At 70.8% G+C, this 19,012-nt stretch carries 17 protein-coding genes; 11 read left to right on the forward strand and 6 right to left on the reverse strand.

The window, feature by feature from the left end:
• The first annotated feature begins 76 nt into the window (after positions 1–76).
• Complete coding sequence (locus CPH93_RS32915; RefSeq protein ID WP_093481625.1) at positions 77–778, forward strand: response regulator; 702 nt, start codon at positions 77–79, stop codon at positions 776–778.
• Between the two features lie 29 nt (positions 779–807).
• On the opposite strand, the gene CPH93_RS32920 is transcribed toward CPH93_RS32915, so the two are convergent.
• From CPH93_RS32920 to CPH93_RS32935, 4 genes are all read right to left on the reverse strand, one after another.
• A complete protein-coding gene (locus CPH93_RS32920) occupies positions 808–2,529 on the reverse strand; it encodes a sensor histidine kinase (RefSeq protein ID WP_159395137.1) in 1,722 nt (573 codons plus the stop codon).
• A gap of 154 nt (positions 2,530–2,683) precedes the next feature.
• Positions 2,684–3,544 carry a universal stress protein gene (locus tag CPH93_RS32925; protein ID WP_096214938.1) on the reverse strand — a complete coding sequence of 287 codons (861 nt, stop codon included), beginning with the start codon at positions 3,542–3,544 and terminating at the stop codon, positions 2,684–2,686.
• Positions 3,545–3,666: 122 nt separating this feature from the next.
• Entirely contained in the window at positions 3,667–4,374 is a 708-nt protein-coding gene (locus CPH93_RS32930) for a helix-turn-helix domain-containing protein (protein WP_096214939.1), read from the reverse strand.
• 114 nt (positions 4,375–4,488) lie between these two features.
• Positions 4,489–5,358 carry a universal stress protein gene (locus CPH93_RS32935; protein ID WP_096214940.1) on the reverse strand — a complete coding sequence of 290 codons (870 nt, stop codon included), beginning with the start codon at positions 5,356–5,358 and terminating at the stop codon, positions 4,489–4,491.
• Between the two features lie 348 nt (positions 5,359–5,706).
• Here CPH93_RS32935 and CPH93_RS32940 point away from each other — a divergent pair, with 348 nt between their 5' ends.
• From CPH93_RS32940 to CPH93_RS32955, 4 genes are all read left to right on the forward strand, one after another.
• The gene (locus CPH93_RS32940) at positions 5,707–6,126 is read left to right on the forward strand and encodes a YciI family protein (protein WP_093481620.1); all 420 of its coding nucleotides are present in this window, start codon (positions 5,707–5,709) and stop codon (positions 6,124–6,126) included.
• A complete protein-coding gene (locus CPH93_RS32945; protein WP_231977039.1) occupies positions 6,111–7,277 on the forward strand; it encodes an RNA polymerase sigma factor in 1,167 nt (388 codons plus the stop codon). Before CPH93_RS32940 ends, CPH93_RS32945 begins: the two co-directional genes overlap by 16 nt.
• Before the next feature lie 154 nt (positions 7,278–7,431).
• Positions 7,432–8,700, forward strand: coding sequence for an alpha/beta fold hydrolase (locus tag CPH93_RS32950; protein ID WP_096214942.1), 1,269 nt, complete (start codon positions 7,432–7,434; stop codon positions 8,698–8,700).
• A 231-nt stretch (positions 8,701–8,931) separates the two neighbouring features.
• Positions 8,932–10,125, forward strand: coding sequence for a M6 family metalloprotease domain-containing protein (locus CPH93_RS32955; RefSeq protein WP_096214943.1), 1,194 nt, complete (start codon positions 8,932–8,934; stop codon positions 10,123–10,125).
• A gap of 132 nt (positions 10,126–10,257) precedes the next feature.
• Here the strand turns inward: CPH93_RS32955 and CPH93_RS32960 are convergent, their stop codons facing one another.
• Positions 10,258–12,177 (reverse strand): collagenase, encoded by a 1,920-nt coding sequence (locus tag CPH93_RS32960; RefSeq protein ID WP_096214944.1) that lies wholly within the window; start codon positions 12,175–12,177, stop codon positions 10,258–10,260.
• A gap of 175 nt (positions 12,178–12,352) precedes the next feature.
• On the reverse strand, positions 12,353–13,390 hold the full coding sequence (locus tag CPH93_RS32965; RefSeq protein ID WP_096214945.1) for a LysR family transcriptional regulator: 1,038 nt from the start codon (positions 13,388–13,390) through the stop codon (positions 12,353–12,355).
• An 89-nt stretch (positions 13,391–13,479) separates the two neighbouring features.
• Here CPH93_RS32965 and CPH93_RS32970 point away from each other — a divergent pair, with 89 nt between their 5' ends.
• The 6 genes from CPH93_RS32970 to CPH93_RS32990 all read left to right on the forward strand — a co-directional run bounded on the left by CPH93_RS32970 (position 13,480) and on the right by CPH93_RS32990 (position 19,008).
• Positions 13,480–13,890, forward strand: coding sequence for a RidA family protein (locus tag CPH93_RS32970; protein ID WP_096214946.1), 411 nt, complete (start codon positions 13,480–13,482; stop codon positions 13,888–13,890).
• 173 nt (positions 13,891–14,063) lie between these two features.
• The gene (locus CPH93_RS32975) at positions 14,064–14,654 is read left to right on the forward strand and encodes a TMEM175 family protein (protein WP_269460130.1); all 591 of its coding nucleotides are present in this window, start codon (positions 14,064–14,066) and stop codon (positions 14,652–14,654) included.
• 110 nt (positions 14,655–14,764) lie between these two features.
• Positions 14,765–15,238 carry a carboxymuconolactone decarboxylase family protein gene (locus CPH93_RS32980; RefSeq protein WP_096214948.1) on the forward strand — a complete coding sequence of 158 codons (474 nt, stop codon included), beginning with the start codon at positions 14,765–14,767 and terminating at the stop codon, positions 15,236–15,238.
• Between the two features lie 183 nt (positions 15,239–15,421).
• Positions 15,422–16,834, forward strand: coding sequence for an alpha/beta hydrolase family protein (locus CPH93_RS32985; RefSeq protein WP_096214949.1), 1,413 nt, complete (start codon positions 15,422–15,424; stop codon positions 16,832–16,834).
• A gap of 213 nt (positions 16,835–17,047) precedes the next feature.
• The gene (locus CPH93_RS37360) at positions 17,048–17,182 is read left to right on the forward strand and encodes a hypothetical protein (protein WP_256331919.1); all 135 of its coding nucleotides are present in this window, start codon (positions 17,048–17,050) and stop codon (positions 17,180–17,182) included.
• A gap of 275 nt (positions 17,183–17,457) precedes the next feature.
• Positions 17,458–19,008, forward strand: a complete 1,551-nt coding sequence (locus CPH93_RS32990) for a helix-turn-helix domain-containing protein (RefSeq protein WP_443031415.1) — start codon at positions 17,458–17,460, stop codon at positions 19,006–19,008.
• Positions 19,009–19,012 lie beyond the last annotated feature (4 nt).

A 19,012-nucleotide genomic window follows, 5' to 3' on the forward strand; every position in this document is an offset into this window, starting at 1 on the left:
CATGGCACGCCGCTGCGCCAGGGGCCACGATGGGAAAGCGGGGTGGAAGCGGACGTCGTACCCGCCGGAGGGCGTGATGGGCAAGCCGGACACCTTCTCACCGGAGCGGCCGATCCGGGTGTTCCTCGTCGACGATCACGAGGTCGTCCGGCGGGGTGTGCAGGACCTGCTCGATGCCGAACCCGATATCGACGTGGTGGGGGACGCCGGTACGGCCGACCATGCGATGGCCCGCGGTCCGGCGCTGCGGCCGGACGTAGCGGTGCTGGACGTGCGGCTGCCGGACGGGGACGGCGTCTCCGTGTGCCGGGAGCTGCGCTCGCGCATGCCGGGGCTGGGCTGTCTGATGCTCACCTCGTTCGACGACGACGAGGCGCTGCTCGACGCGATCATGGCCGGTGCGGCCGGTTATGTGCTGAAGGAGATCAAGGGGGCGGACCTCGTCACCGCGGTGCGGACGATCGCCTCCGGTCGCTCGATGCTGGATCCGGCGACCACGACACGGCTGATGAGCAGCCTGCGGGGCGCGGACCCCGAGGCGGCGCCCGAGGAGGACGCCCTGTCCGGGCTCTCCCCGCGGGAGCGGGAGATCCTCGGCCTGATCGGCGAAGGTTTGACGAACCGTCAGATCGGCAAGCGGCTCTACCTGTCCGAGAAGACCGTCAAGAACCACATCTCCCGGCTGCTCGCCAAACTCGGTGTGGAGCGGCGCATCCAGGCAGCAGTCCTCGCCACCCAGGCCGCGGCCCCACCGGATCCGGCCGCCGGGTCGCATTGAGCCGACGGCCGTGGCACACGGCCTGGGGCTCATGTCGGGCCAACGGGCAGAGGTGCGCGCCACACCAGCCGGGTGCCGCCTTCGGACGGTGCCTCGATGGTCATCGTGCCGCCTAGACTCTCCGCCCGCTTGGCCAGATTGCTCAGCCCGCTGCGCCTGCCGTCCCGCGGCATGCCCACGCCGTCGTCCTCGACCGTCAGCGTCAGGCTCCCGCCGCGGACGACCAGGGAGATGTCCGCGGTGGTCGCGTGCGCATGCCGGGCGATGTTGCTCAACGCCTCGCCGAGCACGGCCGGCACATGCTCGGCGATGCCGGCCGGTACGTCCGTGTCGATGAGCCCCTCCATGTGGAGGGCCGGTGCGAAGCCCAGGGTGCGGGTGGCCTGCTCCGCCACGGTGACCGTGCGGACCCGCAGACCGTGGGGTGCCGGGCCGGTCTCGTGCGCGCGGAGCCCGAAGATGGTGGACCGGATGATCTTGATCGTCTCGTCCAGATCGTCCACCGCCCGCAACAGCCGTTCACTGGCCTCCGGATGATCGACGAAGCGCAGCGTGCTCTGCAGCGTCATACCCGTCGCGAAGAGCCGCTGAATGGCCAGGTCATGCAGGTCACGGGCGATGCGCTCATGGTCCTTGAGCAGCGCCAGCTGCTCGGCGCTCTGCCGCTGATCGGCCATCTCCATGGCGAGGGCGGCCTGCCCCGCGAACGTCGGCAGCGGCGCGGTCTCCGGCTCGGTGAACGGCGCACGGCCGTGGAGCCGGGCCAGCAGCAGCACACCGCGCACCCGCTCGCCGGTGATCATCGGAACGGCGACCGCGGGGCCGAGCCCCGCCCACCGGGGTGGACCGGCGGTGATGCGGGGATCGTGCTCGATATCCAGGCTGCTCAAGGGAGTTCGGGCGGTGAGCGCCGCGCCGGCGAACGAGCCGCGGCGGGGCAGCACCAGCCCTCGGTGCACCTCGGCATCCACGCCGACAGCGAGCGCCACCCGCAAGTTGTCGTCGTCCTCGGGCAGCGCCAGCACACCGAGGTCGGCGGAGAGGATGCGCACCGCGTGGTCCACGATCGTCTCCAGGACGTCGGCCCCGCCCGCTCCGGTCAGCAGTCCTGCGACGATCTCACCGTTGGCCGCCAGCCACCGCTGGCGATAGCGGGCCTCCTCGTACAGACGGGCATTCTCGATGGCCACACCTGCCGCCACCGCCAGCGTCGACAGCACGGTCTCGTCCTCGGCGTCGAATTCCCGGCCACCGCGCTTCTCGGTGAGGTAGAGATTTCCGAAGACCTTGTCGCGCACCTTGACCGGTGCCCCGAGAAACGACCGCATCGGCGGGTGGTGCGGCGGGAATCCGTACGACGACGGGTGCTCGCCCAGTTCGGCCAGGCGCAGCGGCGCGGGATGACGGATCAGCTCACCCAGGATCCCGTGGCCCGCCGGCAGCTCGCCGATGGCCTTCGCCCCGTCCTCGGTGATCCCGACCGTCAGGAACTGGGAGATGCGGGTGTCGTCACCGAGCACGCCGAGCGCGCCGTATTCGGCGTCCACGAGCACGACCGCGGCCTCGACGATGCGGCGCAGCACCTGCGGCAGCTCCAGCCCCTTGCCCACGGACAGCACCGCTTCGAGCAGCAGATGCGGCGGTCCGCCGCCGCTCCGCTCCACGGCCCGGAGGCGTTCGTGCAGCTCTTCGGGCAGCGCACCCAGCTGCCACGGCGCGTCTTCGGCTCGGCCAGGCTTCTCGTCACCCACGGCGCCCTCCGGTGCGGCCGCCCAGGGTGCGGTCACACCTTCCACGGTAGTGACCGCGGGCGGCCGCCTCACCTGGAACGAGGCGAGGTGCGAGAGCACCGCTCGGCGCGCGGTGTCGTCATCCCGTTGTCCCGGCCGCCCCTCCCCACGGCGCTCAGAGCCGCGGCACGACCGCGACGGGGCACGGGGAATGGTGCAGAACGGCGAGGACGAGGGGGCCGAGCGGCATCGGGGTGCGCTGCACCCGACGGCCCACAACCAGGAGACCGGCCTGCGCACAGGCCTCCAGCAGCACCGCGGCCACTCTGCCCCGCCGTATGTGGGCGATGACGCCGACGCCGGGGAACTTCGCCCGCCACGGCGCCAGAATGCCGGTGAGCATCTCCTCCTCCGCGGCCGAGGGCCCCTCGTCGTCCGGCGCGGAGGCGGGCGCGGCGGGGACCGGCTCCCCGCCCGCGGGAGGCTGCCACGCCCGCACGGCGCGCACCGCCATGTGATGGGCCTCGGCAGCGGCGAACGCGAATTCCAGCACGCCCTCGCCCTTCGTCCCGGGCTCCTGGACGCCGACCACGATCTCCGGCCGCCCGTAGACCGCGGTCTCCTCCTCCCGCACGAGGACCACCGGGCACTGCGCGCGCCCCAGGACGTGCAGGCTGACCGAGCCGAGCAGGAAGCCGGCGATGGCGCCGTGCCCGCGCGATCCGAGCACCATCATCATGGCCTGCCCACCGCGCTCCACCAGGGCGTCCACCGCCTGCTCCGCGACCTGTTCGGTCGTCACCGACAGGCCGGGATGTGCCCTGAGCGCCATCGCTTCGGCCGTGCCCAGCACCTCGGCCCCGAAGCGCTGCTTGTTCGTGGCCTCCGGGGCGAGGGGGAGGTTCAGGGGCTGGGAGGTCCAGGCATGCAGCAGGTGCAGCGGGAGGCCCCGGGCGGCGGCTTCCTCGGCGCCCCAGCGCACCGCCGGCACGCTGTTCCCGAGCCCGTCCAGACCTACGACAACAGAGCCGCCCATGACCTACCTCCACACCGTCGGGGCTGCGGATACAACCGTCCTCCTTGCCGTCACCGGGCCGGGCCCTGCGCCTCAGCAGACCGTGTCGCCCGGGGCCCGGCCTCGACCTCGACCCGTCCTCCTCACGACGTCGCCTTCGGCGAGACGTGGGTGCCCATGACCCGGATCCGGCGCCCGGTGATCCGGGTCGGACGGATCGCGATCCACTGCTGGCGCCCGTCTCCGACCCAGGGGCCGGTGTGCGCGTGATCCACCAGCCGGCGGGCCTCGTGGGCGTCGGTGACGATGTGCGCCGGCCCTACGACCAGGACGCTCCAGCCCTGGCTGAAGGCGTCATCGAGGTGGTCGACCTCCAGCGCGACCTCGTGGCCGGCGGCCGCGGCCGGTCCGGCTCCGGGATCGGTGCGGTAGGCGACCAGCTCGCCGGCGACGGTGTAGTTCACGGGGAAGACGGCGGGTGCGTCATCGACGGTCACCGCCACTCGGCCGACGCCGTGGGTGGAGAGCTTCTCGCGGCACTCGTCGGGGCTGAGCACCAGCACCTCGGGATGCGCCGCGGCCGCACCGAAGCCCGCCGGCAGCTCCGCCGTCCCTCCCACCAGTTCGTCCACCGTGGTGTCGAGCGCACCGGCCAGCCGCAGCAGGAAGCCGATGCCCGGCTCGGCCGCGCCGTCCTCCACGTACCGGAGATACCCCGGCGAGGCGGCGGCCCGGGCCGCGACATGCGCGCGGGTCAGCCCCAGCTGCTCCCTTCTCATCGCGGCCCGCCGCCCCAGGTCGCTGCCGGCCCGGGCGGCCCCCGAGCCGGAGCCCTTCTCGCGTTTCGTCATCGTGTCCAGATCCCTTCGTCCTCCCTCGTCCTCCCTGCGTCGAGTGGCGACGTGGCGCCGGGACGCCGCTCAGGCACGAACCCGTCGGTGAGGACGGCGCATTGCCGCCCGGATTCATGAGTGCGGGACGATCGCCACGGGACACGGGGCATGGTGGACGGCTGCCTGTACGACGTGGCCGATGCGAGGGGGCAGCAGCCGCCCGCGGTGCCGACGGCCGACGACCAGGAGGTCCGCGTGCGCGCTGCGGTGCAGGAGGGCGGCCACCGGATTCTCCATCACCACTTCCTCGTCCACCGCAACGGCCGGGAACTTCTCCCGCCACGGACGCAGCGAGGCGGCCAGCTCGCCCTGTGCATCGCGCACCGCATCTTCGGCGGCGCTCCGCTCCACACCGCCACCGCGGTTGTAGGCGTATGAGGGCAGGTGCCTGCCGTGCACGGCATGCAGCGGGACCGCGCGCCGTGCCGCGGCTTCGAAGGCGAACGTGAGCATCTCTTCGCAGGCGGCATGCAGACCGACACCAACGGTCACCTTGCCGTTCGCGCTGTCGGCGGGCGCGTCCTGCTGGGCGCGCACCAGAACCGTCGGGGTCTCGGTGTGCGTCACCAGCTCCAGGCCGGTTTCCCCCAGGGTGAAGCGCGCCGCGGCCCCCAGCCCCCGCGAGCCCAGCACCAGCAGATCCGATTCCTCGACGGCATCGGTCAGGGCCTCGAACGGGTCCTTACGCACCAGACTCACGTCCACGGGGAGATCCGGGCAGGCCGACTCGACCGCCGCCTGTGCGTCCTCGACGATGCGGCGCGGCCAGTAGTTCTGCTCCGCCTTCTCGGACGGAGTGCCGTTCGGCTCCAGAGCAAGCAGGACCCAGGCGTGCAGCAGCCGCAGCCGGCCCTTGCGCAGCGTCGCCTCCCGCGCGGCCCACACGGCCGCGGAGAGCGACTGCGGAGTGCCGTCCAGACCGACGGTGATGAGGTTCGTCATGACGTGCTCAGCCTCCTCCGACGGATGCGTCGGGTCGGGCAGCCCTGGCCGGCGTCAGGCCCTAGGCGACCGAGATGCCCTCTCCGGCTCGTCTCGCCGTGGTGGCCGGCGGCGCACTGCCCCGCATCTCCAGGGTGCTCGGAGCGGCCGCCGTACGGCATGAGCCACTCGGCCCCATCCGCCCGCCGGCAGGTCCGGAGGGTCCGACCGGCCTTCGACCAGGGCTGAAAGCCCCCGCCGCGGGAAAGCCAAAAATTTTCGGACGCCGATGTCGAGAACCCGTGGCCGGCTCCGTCCCTGCTGTGAACGCGACCACAATGGGTCGCACCAGAACCGAGGAGAACCACGATGGCCAAGTACCTGCTGCTCAAGCACTACCGCGGCGCCCCGGCGGCGGTGAACGACGTGCCCATGGACCGGTGGACGCCGGAGGAGATCTCGGCGCACGTGCAGTACATGAACGACTTCGCGGCCCGGCTGGAGAAGACCGGCGAGTTCGTCGACGGTCAGGCGCTCGCCCCCGAGGGCACCTGGGTCCGGTACGACGGTGAAGGGCGCCCGCCGGTCACCGACGGCCCGTTCGCCGAGACCAAGGACCTCATCGCCGGCTGGATGGTGATCGACGTCGACACCTACGAGCGCGCCGTCGAGCTGGCCGGGGAACTGTCCGCCGCCCCCGGGGCGAGCGGGAAGCCGATCCACGAGTGGCTGGAGGTGCGCCCGTTCCTGGCCGCGTCACCGACCGTAACGGATTGCACTTTCAAGTGACCTGGAGCGACGAGGCTCTGCTGCGTAGCCTCACGCCGAGCGTGCTCGCCATCCTCGTCCGCCGCGGAGCCGACTTCGCGGCGGCCGAGGACGCCGTGCAGGACGCGCTGGTCGAGGCGGTCCGCGCCTGGCCGGCCGACCCTCCGCGGGACCCGAAAGGCTGGCTCGTCACCGTGGCCTGGCGCCGGTTCCTCGACGCGACCCGGTCGGACGCCGCCCGGCGCCGGCGTGAGGACCTCGTCGACGAGGAGCCGCCGCCCGGGCCCGCACCCGCGGTGGACGAGACGCTCCAGCTCTACTTCCTGTGCGCCCACCCGTCGCTGACGCCGTCGTCCGCGGTCGCACTCACGCTGCGCGCCGTCGGCGGGCTGACCACCCGTCAGATCGCCCAGGCCTACCTGGTGCCCGAGGCGACCATGGCGCAGCGCATCAGCCGGGCCAAGCGCACCGTCTCCAGTGTCCGCTTCGACCAACCCGGCGACGTCGCCACCGTGCTGCGCGTCCTCTACCTGGTCTTCAACGAGGGCTACTCCGGCGACGTCGACCTCTCCGCCGAGGCCATCCGGCTCACCCGGCAGCTCGCGGCCGCCATCGACCACCCCGAAGTGGCCGGTCTGCTCGCCCTCATGCTGCTCCACCACGCCCGGCGCGCCGCCCGGACCGCGCCCGACGGCAGCCTGGTGCCGCTCGCCGAGCAGGACCGCGGCCGGTGGGACACCGAGTTGATCGCCGAGGGCGTCGAGATCCTGCAGGCCGCCCTCGCCCGCGACCGGCTGGGCGAGTTCCAGGCCCAGGCCGCCATCGCGGCACTCCACGCCGACGCGCCCACCGCCGAGGAGACCGACTGGGTGCAGATCGTCGAGTGGTACGACGAGCTGGCGCGCCTGACCGACAGCCCCGTCGTCCGGCTCAACCGCGCGGTGGCCGTCGGCGAGGCCGACGGACCGCGCGCCGGCCTGGCGGCGCTCGCCGCGCTGAACGACTCCCTGCCCCGCCACGCCGCTGTGGCGGCGTACCTCCACGAGCGCGACGGCGACCTGGCGACGGCGGCCCGGCTGTACGCCGAGGCGGCCCAGAAGGCACCCAACCTCGCCGAACGCGACCACCTGACGCGCCAGGCCGCCCGGCTCAACGCCCGCCGGGGTCGCTGACGAGCGCATCGTGGGCGTGCTGGTGGCGCGGGGAGGGCCGCCACCTCACGGGACCATGCGTGAACAAGGGCTTCCCGGACGAGAGCAGTTGCTTCACGCTGGCTATGCAATGTCACACCGCACTTGGCCCTTGCCTCGGCCTCGGAAGGAATCCATGAACCCCGCGTACGCCACCACCGACCACGTGTTCCCTGTCCCCCTGGACCACGCCGCCCCGCACGGCCCGACCATCGAGGTGTTCGCACGCGAGGTCGTCGACCCGTCCCGCACCCGGGAAGAGCTCCCGTGGCTGCTCTACCTCCAGGGCGGCCCGGGCGGTAAGTCGCCCCGCCCGTCGGCCGGTTCACCCGGGTGGCTGCCCCAGGCGCTCACGACCCACCGGGTACTCCTGCTCGACCAGCGCGGCACCGGACGCTCCACCCCGGTCACCGCACGGACGGCCGCCCGCTCCTCCTCTCCTGAGCAGCTCGCCGCGTATCTCGGCCACTTCCGCGCCGACTCGATCGTCGCCGACGCAGAACTGATACGCCGTCAATTGTGCGGTGACGCCACACCGTGGGAGACGCTCGGCCAGAGCTACGGTGGCTTCCTCACCCTCACCTACCTCTCCCGGGCCCCCGAGGGCCTGCGGGCCTGTTACGTCACCGGCGGCCTGCCCGGTCTCGCCGCCACCGCCGACGACGTGTACGCCCGCACCTACCCGCGCGTCCGCGACCGCGTCCTCGACTTCTACGCGCGCTACCCCGACGACGCCCCTCGCCTGAGCAAGATCGCGGATCTGCTGGCCGCAACCGACGTCCGGCTGCCCGACGGGGACCGGCTCACCGTCCGCCGCCTGCGCACCCTCGGCCTCGCCCTCGGCATGGGCGACGGCTTCGAGCGGATCCACTGGCTCCTCGACGAATCCCTCGACCACAACGGGGAGCTGACCGACACCTTCCTCCACCAGGCGATGACCCTCACCGCCTTCACCGACAACCCGCTCTTCGCCGTCCTGCAGGAGACGCTGTACGGGCAGGGGACCGGCCCGACCGGCTGGGCGGCCGCCCGCGCCCTCGCCGACTTCCCCGAATTCGCCGAGGAGGCCGATCCCTTCCTGCTCACCGGCGAGATGATCTACCCCTGGATGTTCCGCGACATCGCGGGCCTGCGCCCCTTCGCGGACGCCGCCGAAATCCTGGCCGCGCGCACCGACTGGCCGCCCCTGTACGACCCCCAGCGCCTCGCCGCCAACGAGGTGCCCCTCGCCGCGGCCGTCTACCACGACGACATGTACGTGGACGCGGGCCTCTCCCTGCGCACCGCGCGCGAGGTCGGCGCCACCCGCGCCTGGGTCACCAACGAGTGGGAACACGACGGGATTTCGGCATCCGGCGGTCTCGTACTGGCCCGCCTCATGGACCTGGCCGCAGGCCGCGCCTAGGGCCTGTCGTTTGGATCAGGTCGGGCTCGCGGGGCCTGGCACGCGCATCTGCGGCGTTGTCGTCAATCAGCAACGCTCCGCGTTGCCTCAATCCTCCGCCTTGCAGCTGCACGCACCAGACCCCGCTCCCCGATCCAACCTGATCCAAACGACAGGCCCAACCGCCTCGCGCCCGCTCCCCACCCCTGGCACCCCTGCCACACCCTGCCCCGCACTTCCGACGGGAGAGTCATGTCTGCCCTGCCCACCCGACTGCGCCCCCTCGCCGTGGCCGTCGCCCTCGTGGCCGGCCCGTGTCTTGCCGCCCCTGCCACCGCCACCGCCACTGAACCTGCGGCCTCCCCGGCCCCGGCCGGAAGCTGCGCCCTCCCCGGCAGGACCGGCTGGACCGACGAGGGCCACCCCACCGACCGGGTCCGGTTCCAGCGGTCCACCGGGACACACCGGGTGCTGACCCTGTACGTGGACTTCCCGGACGCCCCGGCCACGGATTCCACCGACGCGTACGCGGCGCAACTCGCCCCCGCCGCCGACTGGATGCGCACGGCCAGCTACGGCCGTTCCCGCCTCGCCCTCAGCTCGCTCAAGCGCTGGATCCGCATGCCGGCGGACTCCACGTCCTACGGCTTCACCCGCGATCTCACCTTCGAGGAACACGAGAAGTATGTGCGCGACGCGATCACGGCCGCCGACCCCTACGCGGACTTCTCCCGCTACGACATGGTGTACATCGTCCCCACCAAGGCAGCGGCCGCGATCTCCTTCTCCCCGACCTACCTGTACGACCCGGCCACGCCCGGTGTGACCGCCGACGGCACCCGCCTCAAGTGGGCCGTGACGTTCGGCCAGGACATGTGGCGCTGGGGATACAAGGTGGCCGACCACGAGACCGGCCACACCTTCGGGCTGCCCGACCTGTACTCCTTCACCGGGGCCACCCACCAGTACGTCGGCGGCTGGGACCTCATGGGCAACATCGCCGGCCCCGCCCCGCAGTACCTGGGCTGGCACTCCTGGAAGCTCGGCTGGACCCGCGACACCCAGGTCGCCTGCCTGCCCGCGCGGGGGTCGCGCACCGTACGGCTGACTCCCGTGGAACGCCCCGGCGGCACCAAGATCGCCGTACTGCGTACGAGCGAGACGACGGCGTACGTGGCGGAGTCCCGGCGCGCCGAGGGCAATGACAGTGACGCCTGCTCCACCGGCGTCCTCATATACAAGGTCGACTCCGCCGCCGTCACCGGCACGGGCCCGGTCAGAATCATCAATGCCCATCCGTCCACCACCCCGCCGGCCGGCTGCACCGCCCTCGACCTGGCGGCGTACGCACCCGGCCAGAGCTTCACCGACCCCACCACCGGGGCGCGGATCGACGTCCTGTCGGGCGGTGGCTCCGGGGACGTGGTGCGGATGACCAAGTCCTGAGTCCCGTACACCGGCATGAGGCTCCTGACAGGTCCGCCCGGCCGCCGCCGAACGGATTGCGTCAGGAGCCTCATGCCTCATGCTTGGTGCTTCATGCCGTGTGCTTCATGCCTTGGTGCGGTACTCCGTACGTCACCGGGCCTTGGCGGCGCAGGCGCCGGCCGCGCAGGCGGTGAGCCAGGTGTCGAAGTCGTCGTCGTAGCGGGTCCCGATGCCGGTGTTGTAGACGGCGTAGCCGCCTTCGTAGTCGCCGGTTCGGAAGTGCCCGAGCATATTGGCGATGTCGTCCGGGTGCTTCTCGAACATGTAGCGGACCGCGAGGTAGCCCCAGGGGTAGGTGCGGGTCACATCGCTGTTGTCGTAGGTGCTCTGGAACAACGTGCTCAGCTTGTACGTGTGCTTTCCGGCCTCGGTGACCGCCTCGGTGTCGGTGATCCCGCGATAGCCGTACGAGACGTACTCGGCGAGTCCCTCGATCCACCACACGTCCGGGACCGACGTCTGCTTGCCGAAGTCGCCCTTCATGTCGTCGCGGGCGTCGAGGTAGTGCGTGTACTCGTGGTTGAGGTTCCAGATCCGGGCCGGGAAGCCGTTGTCGTCGTCCCGCTGGTACATGATGGAGAGCGGCTTGTTGTCGGGCTTGGTCGGGTCCCCGATCATGGTGATGCCGCCGTTGTTGGTGTCGACGCCGTAGATCGCGCCGGCGTAGGTCTGGTAGTCGCTGCGACTGCCGAACACGCTGTACTGGATGGTCGATTCGTGCTGGTCGGGAATCGGGCCGCTGTCCTTCACCAGGTTGTGGAAGTACGGGTCCTGTTTCAGGACGCTGGCGCAGGCGGCCTCTAGGTCGGCGGCGGTCAGCGACTGCGCCTTGATGGTGTGCGTCTCGTCGCAGTTGTGGCTGACCGGCAGGGCCGCCTTCGTGAGTTGATCGGCCAGGCCGCAGACGCCGAAGTACGAGCAGTTGTCCTTGTCGTAGGAGTCGGCCTGGGAGGCGACCGTGACCCACAGGGGGGCGGTCTTGCCGGTGATCTTCGAGGCGTCCAGCAGGCCCTTCATCAGCGGCCGGACCTTGTCCCGGAGCGGCGCGTGCTCGACGTAACGCCCCACGTTCATCCCGGCGTTGGAGTCCAGATAGGACTTGTCGGTGCCCAGCAGGTCCAGGTGGTCCCGCGCGAACGAGTCGAGCGTGTCGATAATGCTCGGGTCGGCCGTCACCGCCTTCACATACTCTGGGTTCCAGTTTCCGCGCCAGAGCGGGGTGTAGACGTTGTTGACGGACGCCAGCATGCTGGGGATGTCGTTGTACGAGTTGTTGTACCCGCTCAGCACCTCCTTGTAGACGTTCAGATAGCGGCCCTGCGCGTTCGCGCTGTCGGAGAGGGTGACGACCTCGCTGAGGACATCGCCGTTCTTCGAAGTGACGTCCTTGGAGTGCGAGTTGGCGAAGAAGGCGTCCAGGCCGCCTTCGACGGGTGCCGCCAGGTTCTGACCGTAGTCGCCGACGTCATCAGGGTGGTTGTCCTGCACGTAGTATCCGGCGCGCAGGAAGAGCACGAGCTGCAACGTCTTCGCCGAGTTGTCGCCGGAATACGCCGCCGCCGCGTCCTTGAAGGCGTTGGCCACGGTGACCATCTGGTCCTCGCGGAACACGTCGTGTGCGTCTTTACCGGTGACCGAGAAGAGGGTGTTGACGCACTCTGTGGTCGCGTCTTTGACGGCCGTGACCAGTTCGGCTCCGGTCCGGCTGCCGAAGTCGCCGGGGCTGCAGGAGGCCGCAGCGGAGAAGGATGTGGGGGGCTTCTGCGCCCTGAGCGGGGGGAGTTGGGTGGGGGAGAGTGGCCGGCCCTGCACATCCGGCCGTTCGCCTGTGCTGACGGTTGAGCCGACGGGCGGCGGTGCGGGGTGAGAAGTGGTGGGGGGTATGGGCACGGCTTTGGCGACGGCCATCGCGTGGGGCGTGGCGGCCGCGGGCGTCGCCAGGCAGGCGATCGTCGTGCAGGCGGCCAGGCTGTCGACCACACATCTGGGCCAGGTGAAGCGGTAGCGCATCCCTGCTCCTTCGTGGGGGGAAACAGATGCGCCTCGGGAAACCGTATGAGGCGTGTGCGGCACCATCTCAGCGCACTTCACCCGCCGACAATGAGGTGTGACATAGCACATTGGGCTGACCCGGCATAACGTCCCAGGAGGCGTCGACATCGCGGGGCTTCCGCCCGGCGAGGCGTCAATGTCCTTGCGCATCCTCGCCGTTGGCCAGATCCCGGCGGTGCCGCAAAGGCCCCCGGTCGGGCCGGACCGCGACCTGCGGACCGGTCACACTCCAGGTCCGCGAGGCCCACCTCCGCAGGTGCGGGGACTGCGCGATGAGTGCGCGGTACGCCGCGGTGGCGGAGCTGACGAGCGTATCCGCGATCTCGTCGGCGGGGCTCGCACGCCGCCAGGCCAGTACGTAACGGCACCACAGCGGTGTGCCGGTCAGCGGTTTGATGAGGACGCCGGGGACCGGACGAAGCGTCGCCTGCACGATGGAGACCCCGAGACCCTCTGCAATCATGTTCTGCAACTGCAGCTGGTCGCCGAGGAATTCGTGCACCGCCGCCGGGGTGAAACCGGCCGACTCGCAGGCCGCGTAGAACACGCCCGGCCAGCCGGCCCCGTCGTCCGGAGTGACGAACCATGCATCCTCGGCCAGATCTGCGAGCCCGACCTCCAGGCAGTGTTTGAGCCGGTGATGCGACGGCAGGGCGACGAAGGACGGCTCGGTGACGATCCCGCGGTGCGCGACGGCGGCCGAGTGCCACAGCTCCAGCCCGGGATAGTCCGCGGCGATCGCGGCATCCACCTCGCCGTCCTCCAGGAGTTGGACGATCTCCGAGGACGGATACACACTGCTCACTGTGAGCGCGAGGTCAGGCAACCGGCTCCGGAGTCGGACGACCATGCCGGACAGGACCGGAGAGTTGGTCGCGGCCAGACGGAGCGGCCGGCGCGTGCGCGAAACGCTCTCCGCCGGACCGCGCCCTATGGCATCCGCGCGGGCCAGGACGTCACGTGCCTGCGCCAGGACCCCTACGCCGTACTGCGTCAGCTCGACCCCCGATACCTTCCGCTCGAACAACGCCTTCCCGAAGTGCCGCTCGATGCGCCGGAGTTGGGTGCTCATCGCCGGCTGCGAGTAGCCCAGCTCCGATGCGGCCCGTCCCACACTCCCGGCGTCGGCGATCGCACACAGCACCCTCAGATGCCGAAGCTCCAGCTCCATGTGTCCACTCCTCCGGGAGATGGTCGTGCTCCGGGGCGGCCGGACAGGATGGCTGAGCTTCATGACGACGAGAAGGGACCGAAACGACCTTGGCCCGGGCCATCACTTTGATTCGCTCCGATTCCTTGTCCGACGTCGCTGAGTATGCCTACGCAGCCACGGCGCCCGCCGAGTCCCGGCTCATTTTCCTCGCCGGTGCGTGTCCGCTCAACGAGGACGGTTCCACGGCAGCGATCGGGGACTACGCGGGCCAAGCGGCGAAGGCCGTCGAGAACATGCGAGCCGCACTCGACGCCGCCGGTGCGTCGCTGCAGGACGTCATCAGTACGCGGGTGCTCGTCGCCTCCACCAGGCGGGAAGACGTTGTGACCGCCTGGCAGGTGGTCCGCGACTCCTTTGGTGACCACGATGTCCCCAGCACCTTGATGGGCGTCACCGTGCTCGGCTACTCCGACCAGCTCGTAGAGATCGAAGCCGTCGCCGCGGTCCTCGATTCCTAGTCACTCGGCAGCCGCGCCGGGCTGGAGCCCGCAGTCCGTGCAGCCACGCCTGACGGCTCAACACGTGCAACGGACCAATCGGACTGTTCCGGGGCAGGTGATCCTAGAGTGGCGTGGTGAACGGTGGCCGGAGAGTGCGGGACGACGAGGGGAGCGCAGCTCGACTCCTCGCGTTGTCCGACGGAGTGTTCGCCATCGCGATGACGCTGCTGGCGCTGGACATCGCGCTGCCCGACGGGCTGGACGCCGACGGTTTCGCGCGGGCGCTGAGCAATGTGATGCCCAAAGTGTGGGCGTACGCCCTCAGCGTGCTGGTCATCGCGGCCTTCTGGCGGGGCCACTACCAGCTCTTCCAGTCCGTGCGGGACGTGGACGGGACGGTCGTCAAGCTGGTGCTGCTGGGCCTGGGGCTGGTCGCCCTGATGCCGTTCCCCACCACCCTGCTGGCCGAGTACGCGGACCTGCCGCAGTCCGTGGCCATCTACTCCGGCGCCGTCGCGGCCATGGGGGCCACGCAGCTCGCGCTGGCGGTGGTGCTGTGGAAGCGCCCATGGCTGGGGAGCGCGCCACTGCCCGACCCCATCGTGCGCAACGATGTGGCCGACCTTGCGTCGACGGTGCTGGTCTTCGTCGTCGCCGTACCGCTCGCCTTCGTCTCACCGACGGGCGCGATGCTGTGGTGGGCGGTGCTGATCCCTGTCCGGGTGGTGCTCGGCAAGCGGGGCAAGCGGTTGCGTGCGACCACACGGCGGTTCAGTGCCTAGGCCGATGGGTTCGGCTCAGGGGAGACGCAGGTCACGTTCGTTCATGTCACACCCCGCCGAGGGGTTTCGTCCTCTCGGTGTAGGCATCGACAACGATGGAGGAGTTCACCATGAGTGCCCGTTTGAACCTGTTCGAGAGCCCGCTCGCAGGCAAGCTCTGGAAGCACATCATCGCGGCGAACCAGGTGCTCGTCGACTCGTCGCTGCCGGCCGCGACGCAGGAGCTGGTGAAGATCCGCGCGAGTCAGATCAATGGGTGCGGTGGCTGCCTCGACATGCACACCAAGGACGCGACTGCCGCCGGTGAGACCTCGCTGCGCCTCAACCTGGTCGCGGCGTGGCGGGAAGCCACGGTCTACACCGACGCCGAGCGCGCGGCGCTGGAGCTGACGGAGCAGGGCACCCGCCTTGCCGACGCGGCCGGTGGCGTCACGGACGAGGCCTGGGCGAACGCCGCCAAGCACTACGACGAGGAGCAGCTCGCCGCCCTGGTGTCCCTCATCGCCGTCATCAACGCCTTCAACCGCGCGAACGTCATCGTCCAGCAGCCCGCGGGCGACTACCAGCCGGGCCAGTTCGGATAACTCGGATAGCGAGGCGTACCCGGCCGGGGCCGGAGGCCGTCCCGCAGGACCGGGCGGGCCGACGTATGCACCCGCCCGCCCGGCTCCGTACGACGCCGCCAGGCAACGCGTGAAGTGCCGTTCGGGGGAACGGCGGGTGTCGGAGCGAGGTGCCCAGGGGCGTGGCTCGTACGTTCACTTGGTATGACCCACGCCTCGGGCGAGCACGTATCCGGTCCCACCCGCCGCACCACGATGGCCGGGCTCATCGGTGGGGCGGGGGCCGTGCTGACTGCCGGGTGCACCGCGTCGGGCGCCTCGTCCGTGCCGGAGCCCACCCCCACACGCACGGCATGGGCCTCCGGACCCGTGAGCGGACCCACGCCCGGCGTGATGACGCTCTTCAAGGACCCCGGCTTCAACTTCAACGGGCTCCTCGCGCTCGGCTCGGCCGGTTACGGCGCCGGTGAGGTGGGCGAAGTACTCACCGCCGTGAACACGATCAACAAGGCCGGCCTCTCCGCGCAGACGTACACCGAGACCTTCAAGAGACTCGGTGACCAGCTGAGGGAGCCGCCCCGGAGCGGCAAGCCGGGGACGCAGACCACACGGTTCCGTGCGCTGCGGGCCGCGCAGTACTACGGCCAGGCGCTGTTCTTCGTCCTCGGCTCCGACACCCCCGGCAGCGAGGAAGAGCTGTACAGGGCCGGGCGGGACGCCTGGGACACGTTCTGCGGGCTGTGCGACCCGGCACCGGTGACCGCCCACGTCCCGTACGGGAAGACCCCGCTGCCCGTGTGGTTCTTCCGTCCGGACGACTCCCGCGAGCGGCGCCCCACCGTGATCCTCACGAACGGCAGCGACGGGCAGAACGTCGACATGTGGACCTATGGCGTCCAGGCCGCTCTGCAGCGCGGCTGGAACGCCCTGGTGTACGACGGGCCCGGCCAGGGTCAGCTGCTCTTCGTCAACCAGGTGGTCTTCACGCCACGCTGGGAGACCGTCGTCACCCCGCTCGTCGACTGGCTCTCCGCCCGCTCGGACGTGGACAGCAGGAAGATCGCCCTGACCGGGCTGAGCATGGGCGGGAATCTGGCCCCCCGGGCCGCGGCCTTCGAGACCCGGATCGCCGCTCTGGTGGCGATGCCCGGCGTGCTCTCGCCCTGGCTCGGCTTTCCTCCGGAGGTCCGGCAGATCCTCACCCCGGACAAGGAGAAGACCAACAACATCTGGAACAAGGAGGTCGTCCCCGAGCTGCCGCCGTCCGCGGCCGCCACGTTGAAGAAGCGCATCGAGCCCTTCTCCGGGCCGGCGATGCTCGCGGCCCGCGAGGGCAAGATGTTCACCGACTTCTACACCCCCGCCACCCTCATCACCTCGCTGGACATCACGGATGTCGTGGGCCGCATCAAGATGCCCACGCTGGTCCTCGACTACGACGACGAGCAGTTCTATCCGGGGCAGCCACGCCAGATGTACGCCAAACTGACGGCTCCCAAGGACTACGTGAAGCTCACCGCGGCCACCGGTGCGCAGCTGCACTGCTCCCCGATGGCCCCGCAGCAGCACTGTGAGGTCGTTTTCGACTGGCTGCAGGAGAAGCTGTCAGGCAGCTGACTCCCGCGGCGGTCTCAGCCGAAGGCCTTCCGCGCCGAATCCGCGTAGCGGCCACGACCCGGCCCATGAGCCCGAACGGCGCGGCACGTCACTACGGCTCAAAGGTTTTCTGATGCGGCACCAGGTCATGCCGGTCCTCCTGTGGTGGCCGAGCCTGCGGGGGTGCCGGGGTGCAGGTGCCAGGTGCCAGGTGCCAGGTGCCAGGTGCCAGGTGTGGTCGAGGTGCATGGTGGCCTGCTGGTCGGTGTCGTAGGGACCGGCGGTTTCGAGGGCAGCGAGGAAGTCACCTCCCTCGAATGCTCCCTCCAGCTGGAGGTGCTCAAGCGATACTGGACGGCCCGCCCCTGAGCGCCTCGCAGCGTCGACAGCAGGTGGCAACAGAACGACCGAGGGGGGCCGTTGGGCGTGTCCGGAGGTCCGGTCGGCGGCCGGACGGATCGGTGCGAACATGATCCTCACGTACTGGGCGACGCACACCACCGGGGACACACGCGGGCACCGGCGGATCGGCCATCCGGAGAATCCGGGAGGTGGCGGGGGCATCGGCGTTGTCTGGGTGGTTGGAGCGGATGTGTTCGGCGGACTGCACGAGTGCGGTGCGCGCGGGCGGGGAGGGAGTGACAGTGGGGGCGGCTGAGGAAGCGGCTGGGGTCGCGGCGCTGCTGAAGGAGTGGAAGGACCGCTCCGGGTACAGCTACGGAGTGCTCGCGAAACGGTTACACATGAGCACATCGACGCTGCACCGCTACTGCAACGGCGACGCGGTACCGACGGAGTACGCACCGCTTGAGCGGCTCGCACGGCTGTGCCGGGCGACGCCGGACGAGCTGGTGGAGCTGCACCGGCGCTGGATCCTGGCGGATGAGGCACGTCGGCGGGAGCGGGACCGCAGGCAAGGGGGCGGTGGCGCGGCGGTTGTTGGCGCGGGTGGGGAGCGGGGTGCGGAGTCTGGGGCCGTGACAGCGCCGGGGGTCGAGTCCGCGCCCGTGACGACGGCCGGGACCGACGCCGAGCCCGAGTTCGAGCCCGAGGTCGAGCCCGGGCCGGAATGCGGGGCTGGGGCCAAGCCCGCGCCGGATACTGAATCTGAGGTCGAGTCAGGTCCCGGTACCGCGCCACCGACGGCCCCCGTCGCCGCGCCCGCCACCTCCGCTTCCGCTTCCCCTGCCCCTCCCCTCTCCACTTCCGGCCCCGGTCAGAACGCCGAACTCGCCCCCGAGGGGCGGTCCGTGCCCCAGATGACGCCCGCCGGCGGCCGGCGGCGTATCGCGCTGGCCGCAGGGATCGCCGCGGCCGCCGTGGCCGCATCCGCCGCGCTGGTCGCCGGACTGGCTTCCTCCGGTGGCGGCGACGGCCGCGAGGCGGCAGCCGGGGCGGCTACCACCACGAAGAGCGGCAGCAAGCCGGCGAAGACCGGGGGCGGCCGGTCGGCGTCGGCGTCCGCGAAGCCGCCCGCTGAGGACGGCGCGAGTTCGTCCCCGTCCCCGTCCTCGTCCCGTACGCCCGGCGGCAAGGCGTCCGGTGGAGCCGGCGACCGGGCGACCGGTCCGGGCACGGTCGACCGGGCCGGGCTCCCGGTGAGCGTGGACGTCCGCCCGTACACCTGGGAGGACCCGTGCAGTCAGCGCTATTTGGTCGACCGGGACCCGGGCGAGATGCCCCCGCCGCCCGCCGAACAGGTCGCCCGGGGCTGGATCTCGGCGCTGGGCGCGGTCTCGGCGGACAGCCAGCTGGTTCAGTTATCGGTACAGGGCGCGGGTGACGAGACAGTGGTACTGCACGCCCTGAGGGTGCGAGTGGTGGGAAGCTCGGCGCCACCCGCCTGGAACGCCTACAGCATGGGCGTGGGCTGTGGCGGTGGCATCACGCCCAAGGTGTTCGGGGTCTCCCTGGACGCGGCGCAGCCACGGATCGCTCCGCAGAACGGACAGCGGGACTTCCCCTACAAGGTGAGCGAGCGGGACCCCGAGGTCTTCAAGGTCGTCGCCCGGGCCGGAGGCCGCGACGTGCGCTGGTACATGGAGCTGGAGTGGTCCAGCGGGAACCGGCACGGCACGCTCCGGATCGACGACAACGGGGAGCCGTTCCACACCAGCGGGTTGGCCGGCCGGCCTCAGTACGACTACCCCCTGGGCGGCAGCAAGTGGATTCCCGCCCCGAAGGAGAACGGCTGAGCCC

This window comes from Streptomyces sp. 2323.1 (genome assembly GCF_900221035.1).
Lineage (GTDB): Bacteria > Actinomycetota > Actinomycetes > Streptomycetales > Streptomycetaceae > Streptomyces > Streptomyces sioyaensis.

Excerpts from the sequence above, each read along its gene's own strand:
- CPH93_RS32925 (WP_096214938.1), bottom strand. The coding sequence starts at position 3,544 with ATGGGCGGCTCTGTTGTCGTAGGTCTGGACGGGCTCGGGAACAGCGTG.
- CPH93_RS32935 (WP_096214940.1), bottom strand. The coding sequence starts at position 5,358 with ATGACGAACCTCATCACCGTCGGTCTGGACGGCACTCCGCAGTCGCTC.
- CPH93_RS32940 (WP_093481620.1), top strand. The coding sequence starts at position 5,707 with ATGGCCAAGTACCTGCTGCTCAAGCACTACCGCGGCGCCCCGGCGGCG.
- CPH93_RS32955 (WP_096214943.1), top strand. The coding sequence starts at position 8,932 with ATGTCTGCCCTGCCCACCCGACTGCGCCCCCTCGCCGTGGCCGTCGCC.
- CPH93_RS32980 (WP_096214948.1), top strand. The coding sequence starts at position 14,765 with ATGAGTGCCCGTTTGAACCTGTTCGAGAGCCCGCTCGCAGGCAAGCTC.
- CPH93_RS32960 (WP_096214944.1), bottom strand. The coding sequence starts at position 12,177 with ATGCGCTACCGCTTCACCTGGCCCAGATGTGTGGTCGACAGCCTGGCC.
- CPH93_RS32965 (WP_096214945.1), bottom strand. The coding sequence starts at position 13,390 with ATGGAGCTGGAGCTTCGGCATCTGAGGGTGCTGTGTGCGATCGCCGAC.
- CPH93_RS32950 (WP_096214942.1), top strand. The coding sequence starts at position 7,432 with ATGAACCCCGCGTACGCCACCACCGACCACGTGTTCCCTGTCCCCCTG.
- CPH93_RS32915 (WP_093481625.1), top strand. The coding sequence starts at position 77 with ATGGGCAAGCCGGACACCTTCTCACCGGAGCGGCCGATCCGGGTGTTC.
- CPH93_RS32985 (WP_096214949.1), top strand. The coding sequence starts at position 15,422 with ATGACCCACGCCTCGGGCGAGCACGTATCCGGTCCCACCCGCCGCACC.
- CPH93_RS32930 (WP_096214939.1), bottom strand. The coding sequence starts at position 4,374 with ATGACGAAACGCGAGAAGGGCTCCGGCTCGGGGGCCGCCCGGGCCGGC.